The sequence below is a fragment of the Trichocoleus sp. FACHB-262 genome, from assembly GCF_014696035.1.
In the GTDB taxonomy this organism is placed as follows: Bacteria; Cyanobacteriota; Cyanobacteriia; order FACHB-46; family FACHB-46; genus Trichocoleus.
Genome location: NZ_JACJPK010000021.1, coordinates 15,164 through 30,361, shown reverse-complemented (window position 1 = coordinate 30,361; position 15,198 = coordinate 15,164). Strand labels below are relative to the sequence as shown.

Sequence of the window (15,198 nt, the reverse complement as noted above, 5' to 3'; positions counted from 1 at the left end):
GTCCAACGGGGACAATAAAAGTATTATCAGATAATACTTTTATTGTCCCCGTTGGACCTCCTGCATTAATAAGAATAAATTATCTATTAGAATATCTTATCTTTATCTTATTCAATAAGCTTTTTTATTGTGTGGGCTAGCGATCGCCTGGAGGTATATAGGGATCAGGAGCGATCGCTGGAGCATCACCATCTATCCATAAACCCTGAAACGCTTATGCAGTAATAGTTTCAGCTTTATGCTTTATTTCATTCTTTTTCCACCTAGCTATTAAAAATCAGACATATGTGAGTTATTCTATTTCACAAAGATGCGAATGATAAGAAATTCAAATTATGAGGATTTTGATGTATGTTTCTTAGCTTATTTAAGCTTGACACGTGAACATACTGCTATATAAGGCTTTTCAAGAATTAAACCACAATTCCATATAAGCTATTCAAATAAGATAAGATAACGGCCAAACATCAAACACATACGATAAGATAACTTAGTAGACAGCAAGTTCGATCGCTTATCTTCTTCCATTTTTCGATATCGACATTACGAGATAGCTCCATCTCTGTGACATCAGTAGCGATCGCAATTGAGATACCCAGAAGACTTACCAGGCTTAGACTTTGCAAATGAACTCTATCCAAAAGGATATTCTAGTTACAGATCAAAGAGCTTCTCCCTGTCATGGCTTTTGAAGCTTCTATTCTGAAAGACATTGTGTTTTGTTTTGGGCGCGATCGCTCTGATGCCTCAACTTATCTTAGGGAAGCATCTAACCACTCAGGGGCATACCTACCTGCTGCTAAAGCAAGCTTTGTTTGTCGGGACAACTGTTTGATCGCATATTCCGTCTTCAATGCCTCTGTTTTTGTCTGGAAAGGCCAACAGATAAGCAGTTCTACGGGGCGATTGGCTCTGGTGTAGCGTCCGCCCTTGCCAGCATTGTGGGCTGCAATCCGCTGCTCCACATTCTTGCTATAGCCTGTGTAAAGGGAACCGTTGGCACAACGGACTATATACACATAGTGCAGTTCGCTCATAGACTCCCTTCTCTGCCATCTCAAACTTACTTCATCTCAGAAACCAGCGCTGCTCAACATCCCACACGCTACTCATGATTGAGTGATCCATCAGCAGGTCTATCTGGGCTACAATTCGACTCGGCCTTCTCATCAGCTTTCCCAACTTCAAAAAACTATTTAGCTTCTACTGAGCATGACCGATGACGTTGAAGTACAAGCCCTAGCTATCTTAGATTCTCTCACCAACACCCCATTTGAGCAGTGCATTCCAATTACTCGATCGTTCAAAAATGTGACGGCGAATGCCAGCATCTATGCGGTTCGACATCGAGAGCTGGGACTGCTGTATGTGGGCAAGACTCGCTATAGCCGGGAACGATTTCGGGATGGCCACAAAGCGTTTCTCTGGTCCTGGTTAGATCACTATGACCCAGAGGACGTCAGGCTCCTACTCTATCCGCTCGATTTCATTCAGCTACAGACGTTATCATCGAGCTTGGAAGCCATTATCATTGCTGCTGCAAAGCCACCTTACAACGCCAGGTATCCTGCGAGGGACTAATGCAAACTCTCAGCACCCCCCCATCCCCAGAGCAAAGCGACGAACACCTCAGTCCGGTTGCCGCAAAAATGATTCTGGCAGCTTTACCAGAGCACATTCAACGGGCTTTACTGGCTCATGCTCAAGAAACTCAATATCCGCTGGAAATGGTTCTAGAAATGGCGATTGCAGGCTTCCTTGATGCCGAAGCCATCACCTTTACCGACTGCAGGCCAGAGTACACCTGACCCCAGCGATCGCAGGAGCGTCTCATGACGATCGCCCCTCCTTGGGGCTAGGGCACAATGGAAGCAGTGCGATCGCGAAGCTGCCATGACTCATACCCTCCTGTTCAATCCCAACACGGGTGCCACTCAAGATGATGCCCACGCTCACCTCACCCCACAATGGGTGGAGCAGTTGGAGCAGGTCATGCAGCAAGACCGCGACTTCTTTCTTCAGCATCCAGAAACCGATTATTACGTCCGGTCCATTACTCCGGCAGAAGTGAGGGAAGGGCAGTCGATGGGGAAGGTTGTGGATGCCACGGCTCGCCTTTTGGTCGGGGAGGTCGCTCCAGGGAGCCGGGTGCACTTGACTATCCTGGATGATTTGCCGCCGCCTCTAGACGAGTTTAGAGCCCTCCAGCAGCAACTTCGCCAAGAGCTAGGAGCCAAGCCTGCCACTCTCAGGGATCGCATCAAACACAACCAGAAATCTCGTCCTAGAGCACAAGGCTTTGGGGTGAGGTGAGCCACGCGATCACTCCTGAGCCAAGATGAAAGGGATTCTTTGGGCAAGACTACAATCTAATCTCCTCCTAAATCCGCTCTACCCCAACGGCCAACCTCACCACATTACCCTTCGCTATGGCGCTGACCGCCGCTGGTGGTTTTGGTTGGAAGGGGTTCACTTTGTCGCGGTCGCTCAGGAACTAGCTCACAATCGCCGTGTTCAAGCGATCGCAGTCCAACTACCTTGGTGGGTGAAAATTCTCTGTACCAACCCCCATCCACACATCACGCTGAGCTGGATTGATGGGGCGAAAGCCAAAGAATCCAATGAGATGCTCAGTCAGCCTCATACCAGCTTTCCCATCCGGTTAGCAGTGGAGTGCCGCATTGAGTTTAAGTTATTTCATGATTAGAAATCTCGTCCTAGAGCTCAAGGCTTTGGGGTGAGGTAAGCAACGCGATCGCCCCCTAGCTGGAAGCATTTATGCCACTCGCTGGCCGCGCTTGGGCTTACAATCCACAAAAGCGACCGCCTCGCTATCTAGATACCCAGCCAGCGCCATTTCAATCACAGCTTCAACAGGGTAATCAATTTCAGCCGCCCGTTCCAGAAATGCGGCTCGAATGCGTTCTGGCAAGCACTCTAATATTACCTCCGCATCCCCAAACGAGAGGTGCTCAAATGATTGGTTAGGGGTTGTTTGCATCGTTAGCTCTCCATTGGGATACGCGCATTGTAGGGCGGCTCAGTGGCTCTCAAGAGAATGGCTTCTAACTCCGATAATAAACCCCGGTTCCCCCAGCGTTCGATCTCGGCGATCGCTATCCTGATGTCGTCGGGCGGGTAGCGATCTAACCAGGCCCAAGTAAAGGCTTTGTGCCCGCCATTGAATCGTGTTTCCAAGGTATTCGTCTTCCCCAAATAGAGAAGTCCTTCGTGACGATGTCGAATCGCATAGAGACCAGGACGCCGAGGTAAGTCGTTAAATTCACGAGTAATCGGTAGACAACTGTCAAATGGCAGGAAGGCAAGTCTATCCAGACTCGCTCGTGCCTGTTCCTCAGAAGTTGTCATTAATTTCTCTAATTTATCTTATTAGACAGCTTATTGAAAAGGATGATACCATGAGCAAGTATCGATAAGATATAAATCAATGGATACTGACCTGCTCCAGCGAGCTGCGGCTCAGGCTAAGACAGGCTGGCTCGAAAAGGCGCTCACAACCCTGTTGCCTCAAGTCTGGGAGCTGACGATCGCATCTCCCAATTGGCAGGAGAAAGCAGCTGTCTGGGCTGATCAGATTGACCAGATGTTTATCGCTCAGAAGCTGACGACACCCAGCCAGCAGAAAAATCGTCGTACGGACATTGCCAATGCTTTGCGGGTGATTCATCCGGAGCATCCTGCGATCGCCCATGTCCTGCTCCCTTCTAACGTCTATACAGTCATGAACAATGAGCAGGCCAGTCGGCTCAATGCTCGGGAAAATAAATTCTTTACCAGTCAGCAGGCCAATCAGTTAGTCGAGCGGGCGATCGCTCTCCTCGATAGTGAGGAACCAGATGAAGTGGCAGCGGGATTGGCAGTGTTGGTGGGTCGGCGCATTAGTGAGATTCTCCTGTCTCAGTTCAAAGCGAAAACGGCTTACAGTTTGCTGTTCTCGGAAGCGGTGAAGCGTCGGGGAGATGTGGGGCTGGAGTTTGAAATCCCGACCTTGGCTCCTGCGGACCCAGTGTTGAAAGCGATCGCTCATCTTAAACAGGTTTGGAGTATTGAGGAACTCAGGGCGCTCAACCTTCCTGACAACCATCTCAAACGGCGCATTAATGCCAGGTATTCGGGCGTGCCTCATGCCTGCCGTCAGCACTTCGCAGATTTGGTGCCAGGAAGAGAGGCGGAGAATGATGATGGGGAGCGGCTCTACACTCATTTGTTTCGAGCGGTGTATGCCGAGATTGCTGCCTACTACTACAAACCCCAGTGGGTGCCAGACCATCGCTTTAAGGCGGAAATTCAGGGGCACTTCAAGTTGACGACGGATGGCCAGAAGCTTCCCAACTACTCGGCTCGGCAAAACTATGACGATTATCTGATTCGCGATCGCTCTCCGGGGGAATCAGGCGTGAAGCTGGGGCTGCCGGGAGTGAAGATTCTGGCGGTGTTTCAGAAGGAGAGGATGCGGGTGGAAAGCGAAGCAGTAGAACAGATGGTTAAGGAACCGCCAAGCCGTTTCCAGTTGGAACAAGGCACGATTAATGCTCTCCTCTATCGCGCGGTCGATCGCCTCCTGTTCTCGAAGCAGTGGGCCGAAGTGGCAACGGGATTACTGCTCGTAACGGGGCGAACCATCGATGCCTTGCTGTCAACCATTCCGACTTCAAAAACTGGGTTCTCCATTCTGGTTGAGAAGATCGAAGTTCCTACGCTCACGCCTGCTAAGCAGGTGATCTCCGCTTGGCATCAGTTTCGTCAACTTCCACCGCTTCCCGTGCCACAGATTGAGAGGGCGGTTCAAGCAGTGGGCGATCACTCTTTTCATGACTTGCTACCCATTCATGGAGTTGAGCCTTTGAGAGCACTCTACAGTTGCCTGGCTCTTCATTGGTTTTGCCCGCCAGGGGTTCCGGAAGCAGCTTTTTTAAGCGCGATCGCCTCCCCTGACCCCATGCCTTTTGAAACAGCAAATCCCAACCGAGGGCTCAAGCTCGCTCAGCACAATGTTGAAGTCCTGGAATTGTTCCAATCTCAAACTCAATCTGTCCATCAAGAGGAGGTCGCTACTATGCCTGACACCCCAACTGAAACCTCCGCAGTCGCAGAGGTGGCTCCAACTGAGACTGCTCCCACCAAACTACGCCCACGGCGCAAACCTGTGTCGGTGGATGCCGATTTGCTGCGCTCGGTGGCGGCCAACTTTGGCCTTGAGATTCGCGGGAAGGCTGGCACGGTGGGCCTCAGCTATGAAGCCGCACTGGCAGAGTTACTGTCTCTGTTGGCAGAACCTGACGAGGGGCGATCCCGTGCAGAGGTGCCGAGTGACGAACCAATCCCTGCGACTGCACCCAGACCCACGACACCCAGCGATCCTGCTCTGGCGCTCGCTCTCACCGACCAGGCCCGAACTTTGGCTTGGCTCACGGGCAGGTTGGAGGCATTGGAACAGGAAGTTAGCACACTCAGACAAGAGCGCGATGCCGCACTCCAGCAACTTAACCAGGGTGCACCCTCCACTGAGTTGGGACAGCTTCAACAGGAGAATGAACGCCTCAAACTCGAACGCGACCAAGCAACCAGTAAATTAGAGACCTTTAGACAACTCCTCATGGGCGATCGCTTAACTGCTCACTGCGTAAGGCTTTATGCTGATGATTCTATTTGTGAAGAAAGATGTGACAATGCATAGCAAAGCACCCCTATTATCGACCAAAGCCCTACTTCTCCAAGAAACAGCAGTAATATTCTGAGGATATTCAGATGTAGATAAGTGCAATTATCTATACCTAAAATCCACGAAACTTTTCCCGCAACGATGAATTCTTCGCCTTCTGACCCCGTTTTGCCCATTGTGATCGTCCCGCTGGAGGGCGGCAAAGAGAATGAACCCAGGCGATCGCCCCCTCCTGAGATGCGCCACCGGCAAATCGAGGAGTTTCTGAGGCAGACGGGGAAGTCAGACAATACGCAGCGCACCTATCGGGGACAATTGGTCCGGTTTGCGGCCTTGTGCGAGAAGTCCTGGTTGGACGTGACGCCGAGTGATATCGGCAAGTACCGGCGGGAGTTGAAGCTGAAGGGGTTGAAGGCGACTTCGATTAACCATGCGCTCAATACGCTGCGATCGTTCTATCAATGGTTGAGGCGAAGCAATGGTTATCCGATGAACAAGCCGTTGCCGACGGATGCGATCGATCTGGAGCGGCAGCCGGAACCGGAGGCGGACCACATCGATGAGGAAGATTTGGGACAACTCTGGCAGGTGCTGGAGCTGGAGGAGGAGACGGCGATGCGGGATCGAGCGATCGTCGCGGTGCTGAGTCACGGGCTGCGAGCATCAGAGGCATCAAACCTGAATGTTGAGCACTGGAATGGCAAGATTTTGAAGGTACACCGGTCCAAGGCGCAGAATGTGTCGGAGGTGCGGCTGAGTCGGGAGGCGCGATCGCATTTGAATGTGTATCTGGAACGGCGACGGTTGCAGGGCGGGGTGTTTGAACCGGTGCCGGAGAGTGCAATGTTTTTGGCGCAGGACCCGTGGTGTCTGGGGAAGCGATTGGGTTATCAGGGGTGGAGGATGTGAAGCCGCATCGGTTTCGGCACACGTTTGGGACGGAGGTGACGCGGCGTGGGGTTAATCCCCTGTTTGGTAAGGAGTTGATGGGGATCAAGAGCGATCGGGTGTTCCAACGCTACACCAAAGGCGTATTTAAGCAGGCGGCTGCGGAAGCGTATTTGAAGGCGATCGGCGAAAGCGATGAGAGCCTGTAACTGTTGTCGGGTAGGGTTGCTGGGTCCTTGGTTAACGTCCAGTAGCGCGGGGTAAGCGCGGACCAAAGATAGTTTCTTGGATGTAGCGCTACGCAGCTTTTCCATCGCTCCGCATCACCTGCCGGTGGAGGCGGGCGAAGCCCCCTGTAGCCGGTCAAGTGATGCAGATGTTATGCGACACTATGGTTGCTGCCACAGCCATGCGTTGCTCGGCTTCGGTCCGTTGCTATCTATCGCTAGATCATTAGCTTCTCCTCCTGGTCATTGTTCTTTCGCAGCACGACTACCGGAGCGGGCTCCTTCGTACTGTCGGGATGAAAACCGTCCAGTCCGGAGAGCCGGATCTCCAGCCGATTCAGTAGCGGATATCGGACCCGGAGGGGCGGGCTTTCGAACTCCTCTCGATCTCCGACAGTGGCGAACACGAAGATGTAACCCGCTCCAATCAAGTCCTTGCTAAGCCGTGGCAGTACTGTGCTCCGCCAGTCCTCCCACTTCGGCACGACCTCGAAAGACACTAGCCACCAGCCACTCTGGCGATGATTGAAGACGGTCCCGAATTTGAGCCGGAACCACTCGTCAATGTTTTCGCGACACCAGCTCAGCGCATGGATGCGGCTGATATATGCCACAGTCGTTATTTCATCCAAACCGGCAAAGTGCACCTTCCCGTCCAACGCGGTCTTGGTTAGGTCCGCCCGTAGGGGATTTGATGCATAGACGTGCCGCGTCCCGGTATCCGGTGACAGATACGGACCGTGGTCGCCGTCCCATCCCACCTCGCTTGCCACCTCCTTTGCCAGTACACGGGGATGCTGCGGGTGATAACCTAGCTCGCGATCGGTCAGGGGGATCGAAGTGAATAGCTGTCGTCGAGGCTTGTTGGGCCGCGGAGGACCGAAACCGTAGGTGCGGCTAGAATCCGGTGCGACGGCCGGCCAGAAAGAATTCAGCGCCGCGCAAAGCTTGGCGTCTTCGGGAAATGGACTCCCCAGTCCGTAGGAGGCCATCATGTTGCGGCCGTCGCGCTGATGTTGCGAGACATCCCATCCTGGCGCATAGACGTCCGCTGCCGCGTCGGGCAGCCAACTCAGCGTCCGGCGCGGTGCCGGAATCGTTTCAAGACTCAACGCAACACCGGGAAGTCCGACGATGGCAGTGACGGTGAAACTGCTCGGATCATCCAGCTCGAAGGCCGACCGGCCGGGCGTGAGAGGATGCGGCAGGTTGCAGTTGGGAAGCTGATACGAGAGTGAGATATCCTGTATACCCTCATCGTACGAAGTGAAGCGGCCGTCGCTCATCGGCTGCGGACCGCCCTGAGGAAACGTTAAATCAATATTCGCTAGGCCCGTCGGGACACCCTGGTGCCGTTCGATCCATTCCTCGACTTCGACCTGATCGACCTGAGGGAAGTAATCAGTCGCCGTCACGAGAGAAAAGGCGCAATGGATCGGCAGGCTGATGCCGCTGACCGGCTTCACGGTCAACACGCCGTCGCAGCTATTGTCGATAAAGTGGACGGCCTCATAGCCGCCATTCTCGAGGACCTTCGAATTAAAGGTGGCTGAATCCAACTGGTTCAGATCCGCCAGCTTGTCGGGTTGTGGCTCGTGACGGATGTTTAGGTACTCGGGAGCCGCCCGGCTAAACCCGCGCGCTTCGATTTCGAACGTCGACCAGTAGCGGTTCGGTCGCTCCCGCGTCGTGCGCTTCTCGGGAACTTTGAAGCGAACCAGTTCTTCCTTGCCGTCGACAAACTGGGTCGCCGTGGCGACAACCTTCCCGCTGGCCGGCATGATCTGGCAGGATGCGCCGACGGGCGACAGCCGCACGAGCGTCGTGTCGGTCCGGGAATCCCGCACGAAAGGATAAGCCTTGAGGTTGAACGGAATGGTGGGATGAGGCGGCACGAATCCATCGTTCTCGCCGCCCTGCTCGTCGTGAACTCGCGAGAGCTTCTCGTTGACGTGCACTTCGGTATAGTTGACCGCGCCGAGGTGAACCGGTACGAGGTTACCGTTCTCATCCCTTCTGAACAAACATTCGTCGCCCGAGAAAATCTTGTGAACCGGAAAAAGGAAGATCAGCTCGCCATCAAGTTTTGAAGGGCGCAGGACGGCTCCGTCGCGGCCGCGAACCCGCCTTTCCGCGATGAAGAGTCCGTAGCGTGCCGGAAGCACCCGAAAGCCTTTGATGCCAGATCCTGGATTGACGCTGTAGCCGCGCGACGCACCGTCGTACTCGGCAGGGTGCGTTCCCACACGCGCAACGCCCGTGCGAGAGAACGCGACATCCGCGTGCTGGCGATGTGTGGTACGCCGCCGATCCCGATACTGATACGCGAAGATTGCCAGAACCGGATCTTGCAGTCCCGCGAGTGTGATCCGATTCCGGCTATAGATGTAGTTCTCGACAGCATCCAGCTGGGCGAGTGTCGGGTACACCAATAGGGTCGGCGCAACGCAGCAGGGGCTGGCCAGCGCGTGATAGAGCAGGCTCAGTCCCAGTTGCCCCGGCTCGACGCCGCGAACCCCGGCCAAAGAGAACTCTTCGAATCCCGGCACACCCCTGTCCACTTTTAGAGGTCTGCTCAGCTCCTCCTCAAGGCGGTCCGCAGGGACAGAAATATCCAACCCATGACGAGCGAACAGTTCGCGCCAGCCATGAGGTGCTAGCGCGTCGAGTACCGTCGTCTTCAGCTGCTCAATTAAGGTCATAACACAATTCCTCCAAAGATTCTCAGGTCGCCACGCGGGTCGCGTCAGGCGTTGTCAGGCAAGAAGACGCCATGGTTGAGAAGCCGCGTATCGAAATGCAGTGACCGAGCCACGACGATTTCGCTTCGCGTGCCGTCGGCCAACTCCACCTCGTGTCGGAACGCGCCGCCCTTGAACTCCGATGGCTGGCTCCGGTTGAAGGCTTTTCGTGGGAAGAGCGGATCCAGTGGTGCTGGCGTGTACAGCCCACTAGGCGGCAACCAGAAGACATGGAAGCTGTTGTCGACGAATGCGATCCGCTGAATCAGCTTGGCCGGCAGATGTTCGATTCTCTTCGCGGGCACTGAAATCTTCACAACCCCGTCCGTCTGCTTGGCAGACCAGAACGACGGGGTGGACGCGAGCTTCGCGACTGAGTGGAAACTCGGCGCTTTGTTTATGAAGTGATCAATGAAGATATCGTCCATGTCGCCATAAATCAGGTATCGCAACGCCCCGTCGCCACTGTCGTCATCTATGTCAAAGGTGTGAAAATGAAGAACCTTGTCGATGCTGACCGGGATGTCCTTTTCGAGCCCCGGGATTCCGACGCCATCGTCTGGATGGGCTAGATCGGGGTAATACGTGAACGAAGAGTTCGGCAGCAGCCTCGTTTTCCCATCGCGGATGTCCGGCAGCGAAGTGTGACCGTGAAAGATCTGTACCCGCCGGTCGCCATATTGACCATTGCGAACCGCTTCGTAAGCTTGGACATGTTGTGGTGTGGTCAGGCTTCCTTGCAGGATGACTTGGTAGCTGTGACGCGGGTCGGCCAGCACCGGCGTGTGCGACATAAAGAAGCGGCGTCCGGTCCGCCCACCGGTGACGAAGCCATGCAGATGGTTGAAAGTGCCGTGGCCACCATGTCCGCCGTGACCGGGGGCGCCGGGATTTTCGGCAACGCCGCCAATCGGCGCATCGGCGCGGACATGCACCATCGACGACATGCCCGCGTGGTAGCGGCAGCGGTACGGAAAATCGCCCAGAGTGGAGAAGAGCACAGGTGCCGATGCCTCGCCGGGCAGCAGAGGTCCCGCGTTGAAAAAGAAATCTGCGCTGTTTTCGGTCTCGGCGGAGTGCGGATACGGGTCGAGATTGCGCCAGACGACGTAGGCGCCGGGCCGAACCGTCGCCATGGGGAAAGTATTGTCTCGGATGTTCAGAATAAGTGTTTTCGACATGGTAACCTCTCTTCAATCGGAAAATGATGCCAGTGGGTTGCGGACACTCTGCGAATCAAGATACGGGTGTTGCGTGATCACTTCGGCGCTGGGCTCGCGCCAATTCTTTTGCAACGTGTCGTACAGGCTGGCCAACTGGACGGTATCCAACTCAAACCAGCGTCTCATCCATGTCTGGTAGTCCTGTGCGACCGCAGCCGGCGTGGCCTGTCCGGCAAGGGCAGCTTGAGCGTTGTGCGCCGCCTTCATGCCAGACATGATGGCGCGAAGGACACCATTACCGGACGCCGGGTCAGTGACAAAAGCAGCGTCGCCGACGATGAAATAGGACGGTCCGGCAAGGGACGGTGCAATGCGCCATGTGACGTCCGCGCCGCAGGTGCTGCCGCAGGACGGCAATAAAGACACCGCCGCTGGCGGTCGCGGCCTCTTATGAACACCGAAATGGAGCGACGTCCAAGTCACGACGGTCGACGATACCTGCGCCATCCACTGCCAACCAGCCGCGTTGGCTTCGAAAAACTGCTCATTGGGAATGCGTCCGTCGCAATAGCCGTAGAACGCGGTCAAACGTGGCGACGCCGCGAGAAGATTCCGTCCCATGGCGCGTGTCAGCCATGCTCTCTGCCCGCTCGCGTCGATGACGAACGCGCAGCGGAAGATCCGACCGTCAATGTCGACGCCCTCGATCTTTCCCTTACTGGCAATCGGCGTCACCCGTGAACAAGGAATATGCAGCGTCACGCCAAGCTGTTGCGCCCGATTCAAGAGGATGATATCCAGTTCGGTGCGCATGAGATGCAAGGCCTGCCACGGACCGTTGGCATCGGCGCCGAAGCATTCAACAGACCGTTGTCCCGCATTTACAACTGTACGGGCCAAGGGCCTCACCGCAGCCCGTTCAAGCACCTCATCAAAAACACCAAGGTCCCGAAACAGCGCTTCAATGCCGGGATGGAAGCATTCACCCGGACGGAGCCGAGGATATTGAGATCGCTCGATAAGAAGAACGTTCAGTCCGCGCTCTGCGGCCCAAATAGCAGCGGCGCAGCCTGCTGGCCCGGCTCCAATGACTGCTAAGTCGATCACACTCCCGCCCCGCAACCCGGTCTGAGCTGTCGCGCTGGGATTGCGACAAAGCATTGGTCGATCCCAGCCATCGTGTGCGGAATACCGGAAAATCGAATGTCGCATAACGATCAAATTAAGCGGTGGTAGATATGATGAAAATGTGGCGAGAAATATTGAAATCACCGCTCCAATGGCTGGTTAAATGGCGTATTGTATTTGACTCTATTGCACGAGCCGTAAATGCTGCCATCACTAATAGCAAAAGCTGAACGTGAACCAAGTCTAACTGTTGCCAATTCGCGTTGTCAGTCGGATAAACGTTAAAAAAGTCAGAAGAAAGTCAGAAGTTCTACTGAATTATTCTGTCCTAGTGGCCGGATGAACCTATCGGACGATCGTACTGAGTCAACGCGCCCCTATGCATTTATCGCATCTTTCTTAACCGTTATCTGGATCGCTCAAACGGAGGCGGGATAGGAATTTGAGCGAATATCAGTTTTAATTTTTCTGGTTGAATTGGCGAAATTGCAATGTTGTGTCGATTAACACGGTATTTGGGCTCTTCCGAGCTTTTGATACTGGTGGTGAAATCAGTTCTGGGTGATTGACTACCGCCTATATGACCCAGATGGCGATGGACAAAGTAAGCTCGACCACGTAGCCGCCATGCTGGACGGTGTGGTGTACAGCAAACAATTACCATTTGGCACCGTCTTGATGGATAGCTGGTACGCAACGCAGAAGTTGATGGCGCAAATCGACCAGTTAGAGAAGCTGTATTATTGCCCGCTGAAGACCAATCGGCGCGTCGATGATAGCGGTGGTGCTCAACCTTATCAGCGGATTGACGAACTGGTTTGGAGTAGCGTGCAGTTGCAAGAAGGCAAACTCATTAAGGTTCGAGGCTTTCCCGCCGACAAGAAGGTGAAACTGTTCCGGGTCACTGTTTCCACCCACAGGACGGATTATGTTGCAACCAACGACTTATCTCAAACTTCCACTGATACTGTGCAAGATGTGTTTGGTATGCGCTGGAAGATTGAGGAGTTTCACCGTGAGTTAAAGCAGTTGACGGGCCTAGAGGCGTGTCAGTGCCGCAAAGCCAGAATTCAGCGCAACCATATTGCCTGTGCTTTGCTGGTTTGGAGTCGGCTCAAATCGATCGCTTACCAGAGCAGCAAAACCATCTATCAAGTCAAGCATGGGATGCTCTCGGACTACTTGATTGCACAACTCAAGCATCCGTCTGTTCAGATGGCTCTTGCGTAAGTCCTGATTGAGTCAAGTCCCTGATGGATTCATATTGCCAACATCGTACGCACACCCTGCCAGAACTGCTCTATAGATTAAGCAATATTTCGCCACCAGTATCGCTTTTGGTGATCTGCCCTCCGATTTCCGGCAATCAAGTTTCTCAAGGCAACTAAAACTCAGTATTTACGTTGGGTGAATAGGCGATCGCTCCTCGCTTCACCAAAAGCTCGGAAGAGCCAATCATAATTGTCATTTCACAGCTACTCAACTACGAACTGGCACACCTCTCCTGATTCATGCAGGATGTCTGGTCATCATTGGTCACATACTATCTGTACTTTTGTTAATTTCGCCATCGCTGTAGGGAAGAAAGAGAAAGAGGGCGATCGCTCAACTAACCACTGCGTAAGCTCTTTGATGATTAATTCCTCTGTGAAGAAAGATGTGAAGAAAGATGTGACACATGACTTTTCTCCTCCCTGAAATTCTTGTTCCTATCAAATCTAAAGTGATACCGATTTCAAGACTGAGAATGGCTTAGTTAATTTGCTGCTTTTGAATTACCGAAAAAACTCGTACAGCAACAAGCAGAGCTGACTTGCATCCTCATTGAAACTAACGACTTGCCATCCTAATGATCTGAAGTGCTTAATGAAGTTAAGATCTGGAGATTCATACACTGCTTTAGCAATGTCATAAGTTGTAACTCCAAGATTTGCAGTGTCATAAATTGTTAATGAGCCAGTAAGTTTAAAGTGGCTAAGTTGAAGATGTAAATCTGTTGTTAGAAACTCAAGTCGATCTGCATAAGAATCATATACGGTAGAATTACACAAAGACTTCTCAGCCCAATACTCTGCATATCTTGACTCATTAGCTAACCGTGCTAGTCCTACACTATTAATCAGAAGTATTTCTGACCAATCTTTGCTATTTACGGTCAAACTAGGAGCAGAATTTAAAGGAAAATGTTTTCTAAGCTGGCTAAGAGCAGTTGAATAGAGAGTTGACCATTTCTGAATAACAGTTCCAAGGAATAACTTATCAATTTGCTCTAAACGCTTTACTGTTGTACCTATGATTGTTTGGGTAAGATGATGATGATAGTAGATAAAGTGTTCAGCAAGTTGTTCAAGATCTGTATATAAATTTATCCTCTCAATCCATTTAGCTGTTTGTAAGTCTGCCAATAAAATCTCCTTCTGATTACTTTGAGGATCAAAAAAAATGGATGCATCAATCTGGGACATAGCTCAGTTTCCTAGATTCTATGTTTTTTGAATGAGGAGCAGAAATTAGCTTCTACTCCTCGTTCGGACGACTTGTACGAATCAAGCTTTCGGCTTGCGGTCTTGTCTCTCCCATCCAAACCAATCACGGGCAACAAGAACTGTTGGGCTTGTTGTAGGTGAGACTATGTCAGAGGCTTGCTCTGCAGAGGTAGACGCAACTGCGTCAATGCAGTGAATCATTGGGCAGAGTCTTTCAGGAAAGACTTTTCCTTGGCAAACGCATGATGCGACTTGAGGAGCTTCAGCATTGCCAATACGGGTGATTGCAGAAGCAGGACCGGCAGCAGAAATTAATGTGGCTGCAATTAGAAGAGAGTGAACCTTGAGAGGTGTATTCATGCTTAATTCTCTAAGAAATGATAAGTTGACAGCTAGTTAAACAGAACACTTATCAAGCGATAGAAGCCTATGTTCAATGGGTGCAAGGTCTGGAGAGGTGTGCAGCTACCGTTCTCCTTGATCTTCATGTTCCGCTAAGGCAGGTTGATTGTTGATAACGATCGATCCTGCTACAAGCGCGATAGAAGTACTGAGAACAAGAGCAACAGACGTGAGTGCGAAAAACCGTTTCATACAATTTTTTCTCCTAGATAAGAGGTTTTCAGGTTTTTTGCAGAGAATTGCAAGTCTTTTTCCAATTCCCTGTAGTTCACCTTGGCGATTGGTATTAGTCACACTGACACATGTGTTTTGCCTGGGCAGGTTGACTATTGATTACAATCGAACCTGCTACAAGCGCGGCAGAAGAACCCAAAACGAGGACAGTAGACATGAGCGCAAGAAACCGTTTCATACAGTTTGTTCTCCAGATAAGAGATTTTCGTTTTTACAGAGAATTGCAAACCTTTTTCTAACTCCCTG

15 protein-coding genes and 1 pseudogene are annotated in these 15,198 nt (G+C 52.3%); 8 read left to right on the top strand and 8 right to left on the bottom strand.

Annotated features, from left to right (window positions below):
• Window positions 1–752 precede the first annotated feature (752 nt).
• Window positions 753–1,037 carry a GIY-YIG nuclease family protein gene (locus tag H6F68_RS05120; RefSeq protein ID WP_190557011.1) on the bottom strand — a complete coding sequence of 95 codons (285 nt, stop codon included), beginning with the start codon at window positions 1,035–1,037 and terminating at the stop codon, window positions 753–755.
• 175 nt (window positions 1,038–1,212) lie between these two features.
• Here H6F68_RS05120 and H6F68_RS05115 point away from each other — a divergent pair, with 175 nt between their 5' ends.
• From H6F68_RS05115 to H6F68_RS05100, 4 genes are all read left to right on the top strand, one after another.
• A complete protein-coding gene (locus H6F68_RS05115; RefSeq protein WP_190557010.1) occupies window positions 1,213–1,581 on the top strand; it encodes a GIY-YIG nuclease family protein in 369 nt (122 codons plus the stop codon).
• Window positions 1,581–1,808, top strand: a complete 228-nt coding sequence (locus H6F68_RS05110; protein ID WP_190557009.1) for a hypothetical protein — start codon at window positions 1,581–1,583, stop codon at window positions 1,806–1,808. The genes H6F68_RS05115 and H6F68_RS05110 overlap by 1 nt, the downstream gene beginning before the upstream one ends.
• Before the next feature lie 85 nt (window positions 1,809–1,893).
• Entirely contained in the window at window positions 1,894–2,313 is a 420-nt protein-coding gene (locus H6F68_RS05105; protein ID WP_190557008.1) for a hypothetical protein, read from the top strand.
• A 25-nt stretch (window positions 2,314–2,338) separates the two neighbouring features.
• Entirely contained in the window at window positions 2,339–2,707 is a 369-nt protein-coding gene (locus tag H6F68_RS05100; RefSeq protein ID WP_190557007.1) for a hypothetical protein, read from the top strand.
• A gap of 69 nt (window positions 2,708–2,776) precedes the next feature.
• Here the strand turns inward: H6F68_RS05100 and H6F68_RS05095 are convergent, their stop codons facing one another.
• Together H6F68_RS05095 and H6F68_RS05090 are read right to left on the bottom strand one after the other, a co-directional pair.
• Window positions 2,777–3,001 (bottom strand): hypothetical protein, encoded by a 225-nt coding sequence (locus H6F68_RS05095; protein WP_190557006.1) that lies wholly within the window; start codon window positions 2,999–3,001, stop codon window positions 2,777–2,779.
• Between the two features lie 2 nt (window positions 3,002–3,003).
• The gene (locus tag H6F68_RS05090; protein ID WP_190557005.1) at window positions 3,004–3,369 is read right to left on the bottom strand and encodes a GIY-YIG nuclease family protein; all 366 of its coding nucleotides are present in this window, start codon (window positions 3,367–3,369) and stop codon (window positions 3,004–3,006) included.
• 79 nt (window positions 3,370–3,448) lie between these two features.
• Here H6F68_RS05090 and H6F68_RS05085 point away from each other — a divergent pair, with 79 nt between their 5' ends.
• The 3 genes from H6F68_RS05085 (at window position 3,449) to H6F68_RS28885 (ending at window position 6,780) form a co-directional block, all read left to right on the top strand.
• Window positions 3,449–5,698, top strand: coding sequence for a protelomerase family protein (locus H6F68_RS05085; protein ID WP_190557004.1), 2,250 nt, complete (start codon window positions 3,449–3,451; stop codon window positions 5,696–5,698).
• A gap of 126 nt (window positions 5,699–5,824) precedes the next feature.
• Window positions 5,825–6,592 carry a site-specific integrase gene (locus H6F68_RS05080; protein ID WP_242065358.1) on the top strand — a complete coding sequence of 256 codons (768 nt, stop codon included), beginning with the start codon at window positions 5,825–5,827 and terminating at the stop codon, window positions 6,590–6,592.
• Window positions 6,589–6,780, top strand: a complete 192-nt coding sequence (locus tag H6F68_RS28885) for a hypothetical protein (RefSeq protein WP_313930024.1) — start codon at window positions 6,589–6,591, stop codon at window positions 6,778–6,780. The genes H6F68_RS05080 and H6F68_RS28885 overlap by 4 nt, the downstream gene beginning before the upstream one ends.
• A 236-nt stretch (window positions 6,781–7,016) precedes the next feature.
• On the opposite strand, the gene H6F68_RS05075 is transcribed toward H6F68_RS28885, so the two are convergent.
• The 3 genes from H6F68_RS05075 to H6F68_RS05065 are packed head-to-tail and all read right to left on the bottom strand — an operon-like array spanning window position 7,017 to window position 11,809.
• Window positions 7,017–9,500 carry a hypothetical protein gene (locus tag H6F68_RS05075; protein WP_190557002.1) on the bottom strand — a complete coding sequence of 828 codons (2,484 nt, stop codon included), beginning with the start codon at window positions 9,498–9,500 and terminating at the stop codon, window positions 7,017–7,019.
• Between the two features lie 44 nt (window positions 9,501–9,544).
• Window positions 9,545–10,720, bottom strand: coding sequence for a hypothetical protein (locus H6F68_RS05070; protein WP_190557000.1), 1,176 nt, complete (start codon window positions 10,718–10,720; stop codon window positions 9,545–9,547).
• Between the two features lie 12 nt (window positions 10,721–10,732).
• Window positions 10,733–11,809 (bottom strand): FAD-dependent oxidoreductase, encoded by a 1,077-nt coding sequence (locus H6F68_RS05065; protein WP_206755499.1) that lies wholly within the window; start codon window positions 11,807–11,809, stop codon window positions 10,733–10,735.
• Window positions 11,810–12,385: 576 nt separating this feature from the next.
• On the opposite strand from H6F68_RS05065, the pseudogene H6F68_RS05060 reads away from it, so the two are divergent.
• Window positions 12,386–13,060: pseudogene (locus H6F68_RS05060) on the top strand (transposase); the annotation flags it as partial.
• Window positions 13,061–13,605: 545 nt separating this feature from the next.
• Here H6F68_RS05060 and H6F68_RS05055 read toward each other — a convergent pair.
• Window positions 13,606–14,295, bottom strand: coding sequence for a hypothetical protein (locus H6F68_RS05055; protein ID WP_190556986.1), 690 nt, complete (start codon window positions 14,293–14,295; stop codon window positions 13,606–13,608).
• 81 nt (window positions 14,296–14,376) lie between these two features.
• Window positions 14,377–14,676, bottom strand: coding sequence for a hypothetical protein (locus H6F68_RS28690; RefSeq protein ID WP_206755498.1), 300 nt, complete (start codon window positions 14,674–14,676; stop codon window positions 14,377–14,379).
• Between the last annotated feature and the right edge of the window lie 522 nt (window positions 14,677–15,198).

Excerpts from the sequence above, each read along its gene's own strand:
- H6F68_RS05070 (WP_190557000.1), bottom strand. The coding sequence starts at position 10,720 with ATGTCGAAAACACTTATTCTGAACATCCGAGACAATACTTTCCCCATG.
- H6F68_RS05120 (WP_190557011.1), bottom strand. The coding sequence starts at position 1,037 with ATGAGCGAACTGCACTATGTGTATATAGTCCGTTGTGCCAACGGTTCC.
- H6F68_RS05055 (WP_190556986.1), bottom strand. The coding sequence starts at position 14,295 with ATGTCCCAGATTGATGCATCCATTTTTTTTGATCCTCAAAGTAATCAG.
- H6F68_RS05110 (WP_190557009.1), top strand. The coding sequence starts at position 1,581 with ATGCAAACTCTCAGCACCCCCCCATCCCCAGAGCAAAGCGACGAACAC.
- H6F68_RS05115 (WP_190557010.1), top strand. The coding sequence starts at position 1,213 with ATGACCGATGACGTTGAAGTACAAGCCCTAGCTATCTTAGATTCTCTC.
- H6F68_RS05105 (WP_190557008.1), top strand. The coding sequence starts at position 1,894 with ATGACTCATACCCTCCTGTTCAATCCCAACACGGGTGCCACTCAAGAT.
- H6F68_RS05085 (WP_190557004.1), top strand. The coding sequence starts at position 3,449 with ATGGATACTGACCTGCTCCAGCGAGCTGCGGCTCAGGCTAAGACAGGC.
- H6F68_RS05080 (WP_242065358.1), top strand. The coding sequence starts at position 5,825 with ATGAATTCTTCGCCTTCTGACCCCGTTTTGCCCATTGTGATCGTCCCG.
- H6F68_RS05075 (WP_190557002.1), bottom strand. The coding sequence starts at position 9,500 with ATGACCTTAATTGAGCAGCTGAAGACGACGGTACTCGACGCGCTAGCA.
- H6F68_RS05095 (WP_190557006.1), bottom strand. The coding sequence starts at position 3,001 with ATGCAAACAACCCCTAACCAATCATTTGAGCACCTCTCGTTTGGGGAT.
- H6F68_RS28690 (WP_206755498.1), bottom strand. The coding sequence starts at position 14,676 with ATGAATACACCTCTCAAGGTTCACTCTCTTCTAATTGCAGCCACATTA.
- H6F68_RS05100 (WP_190557007.1), top strand. The coding sequence starts at position 2,339 with ATGAAAGGGATTCTTTGGGCAAGACTACAATCTAATCTCCTCCTAAAT.
- H6F68_RS05090 (WP_190557005.1), bottom strand. The coding sequence starts at position 3,369 with ATGACAACTTCTGAGGAACAGGCACGAGCGAGTCTGGATAGACTTGCC.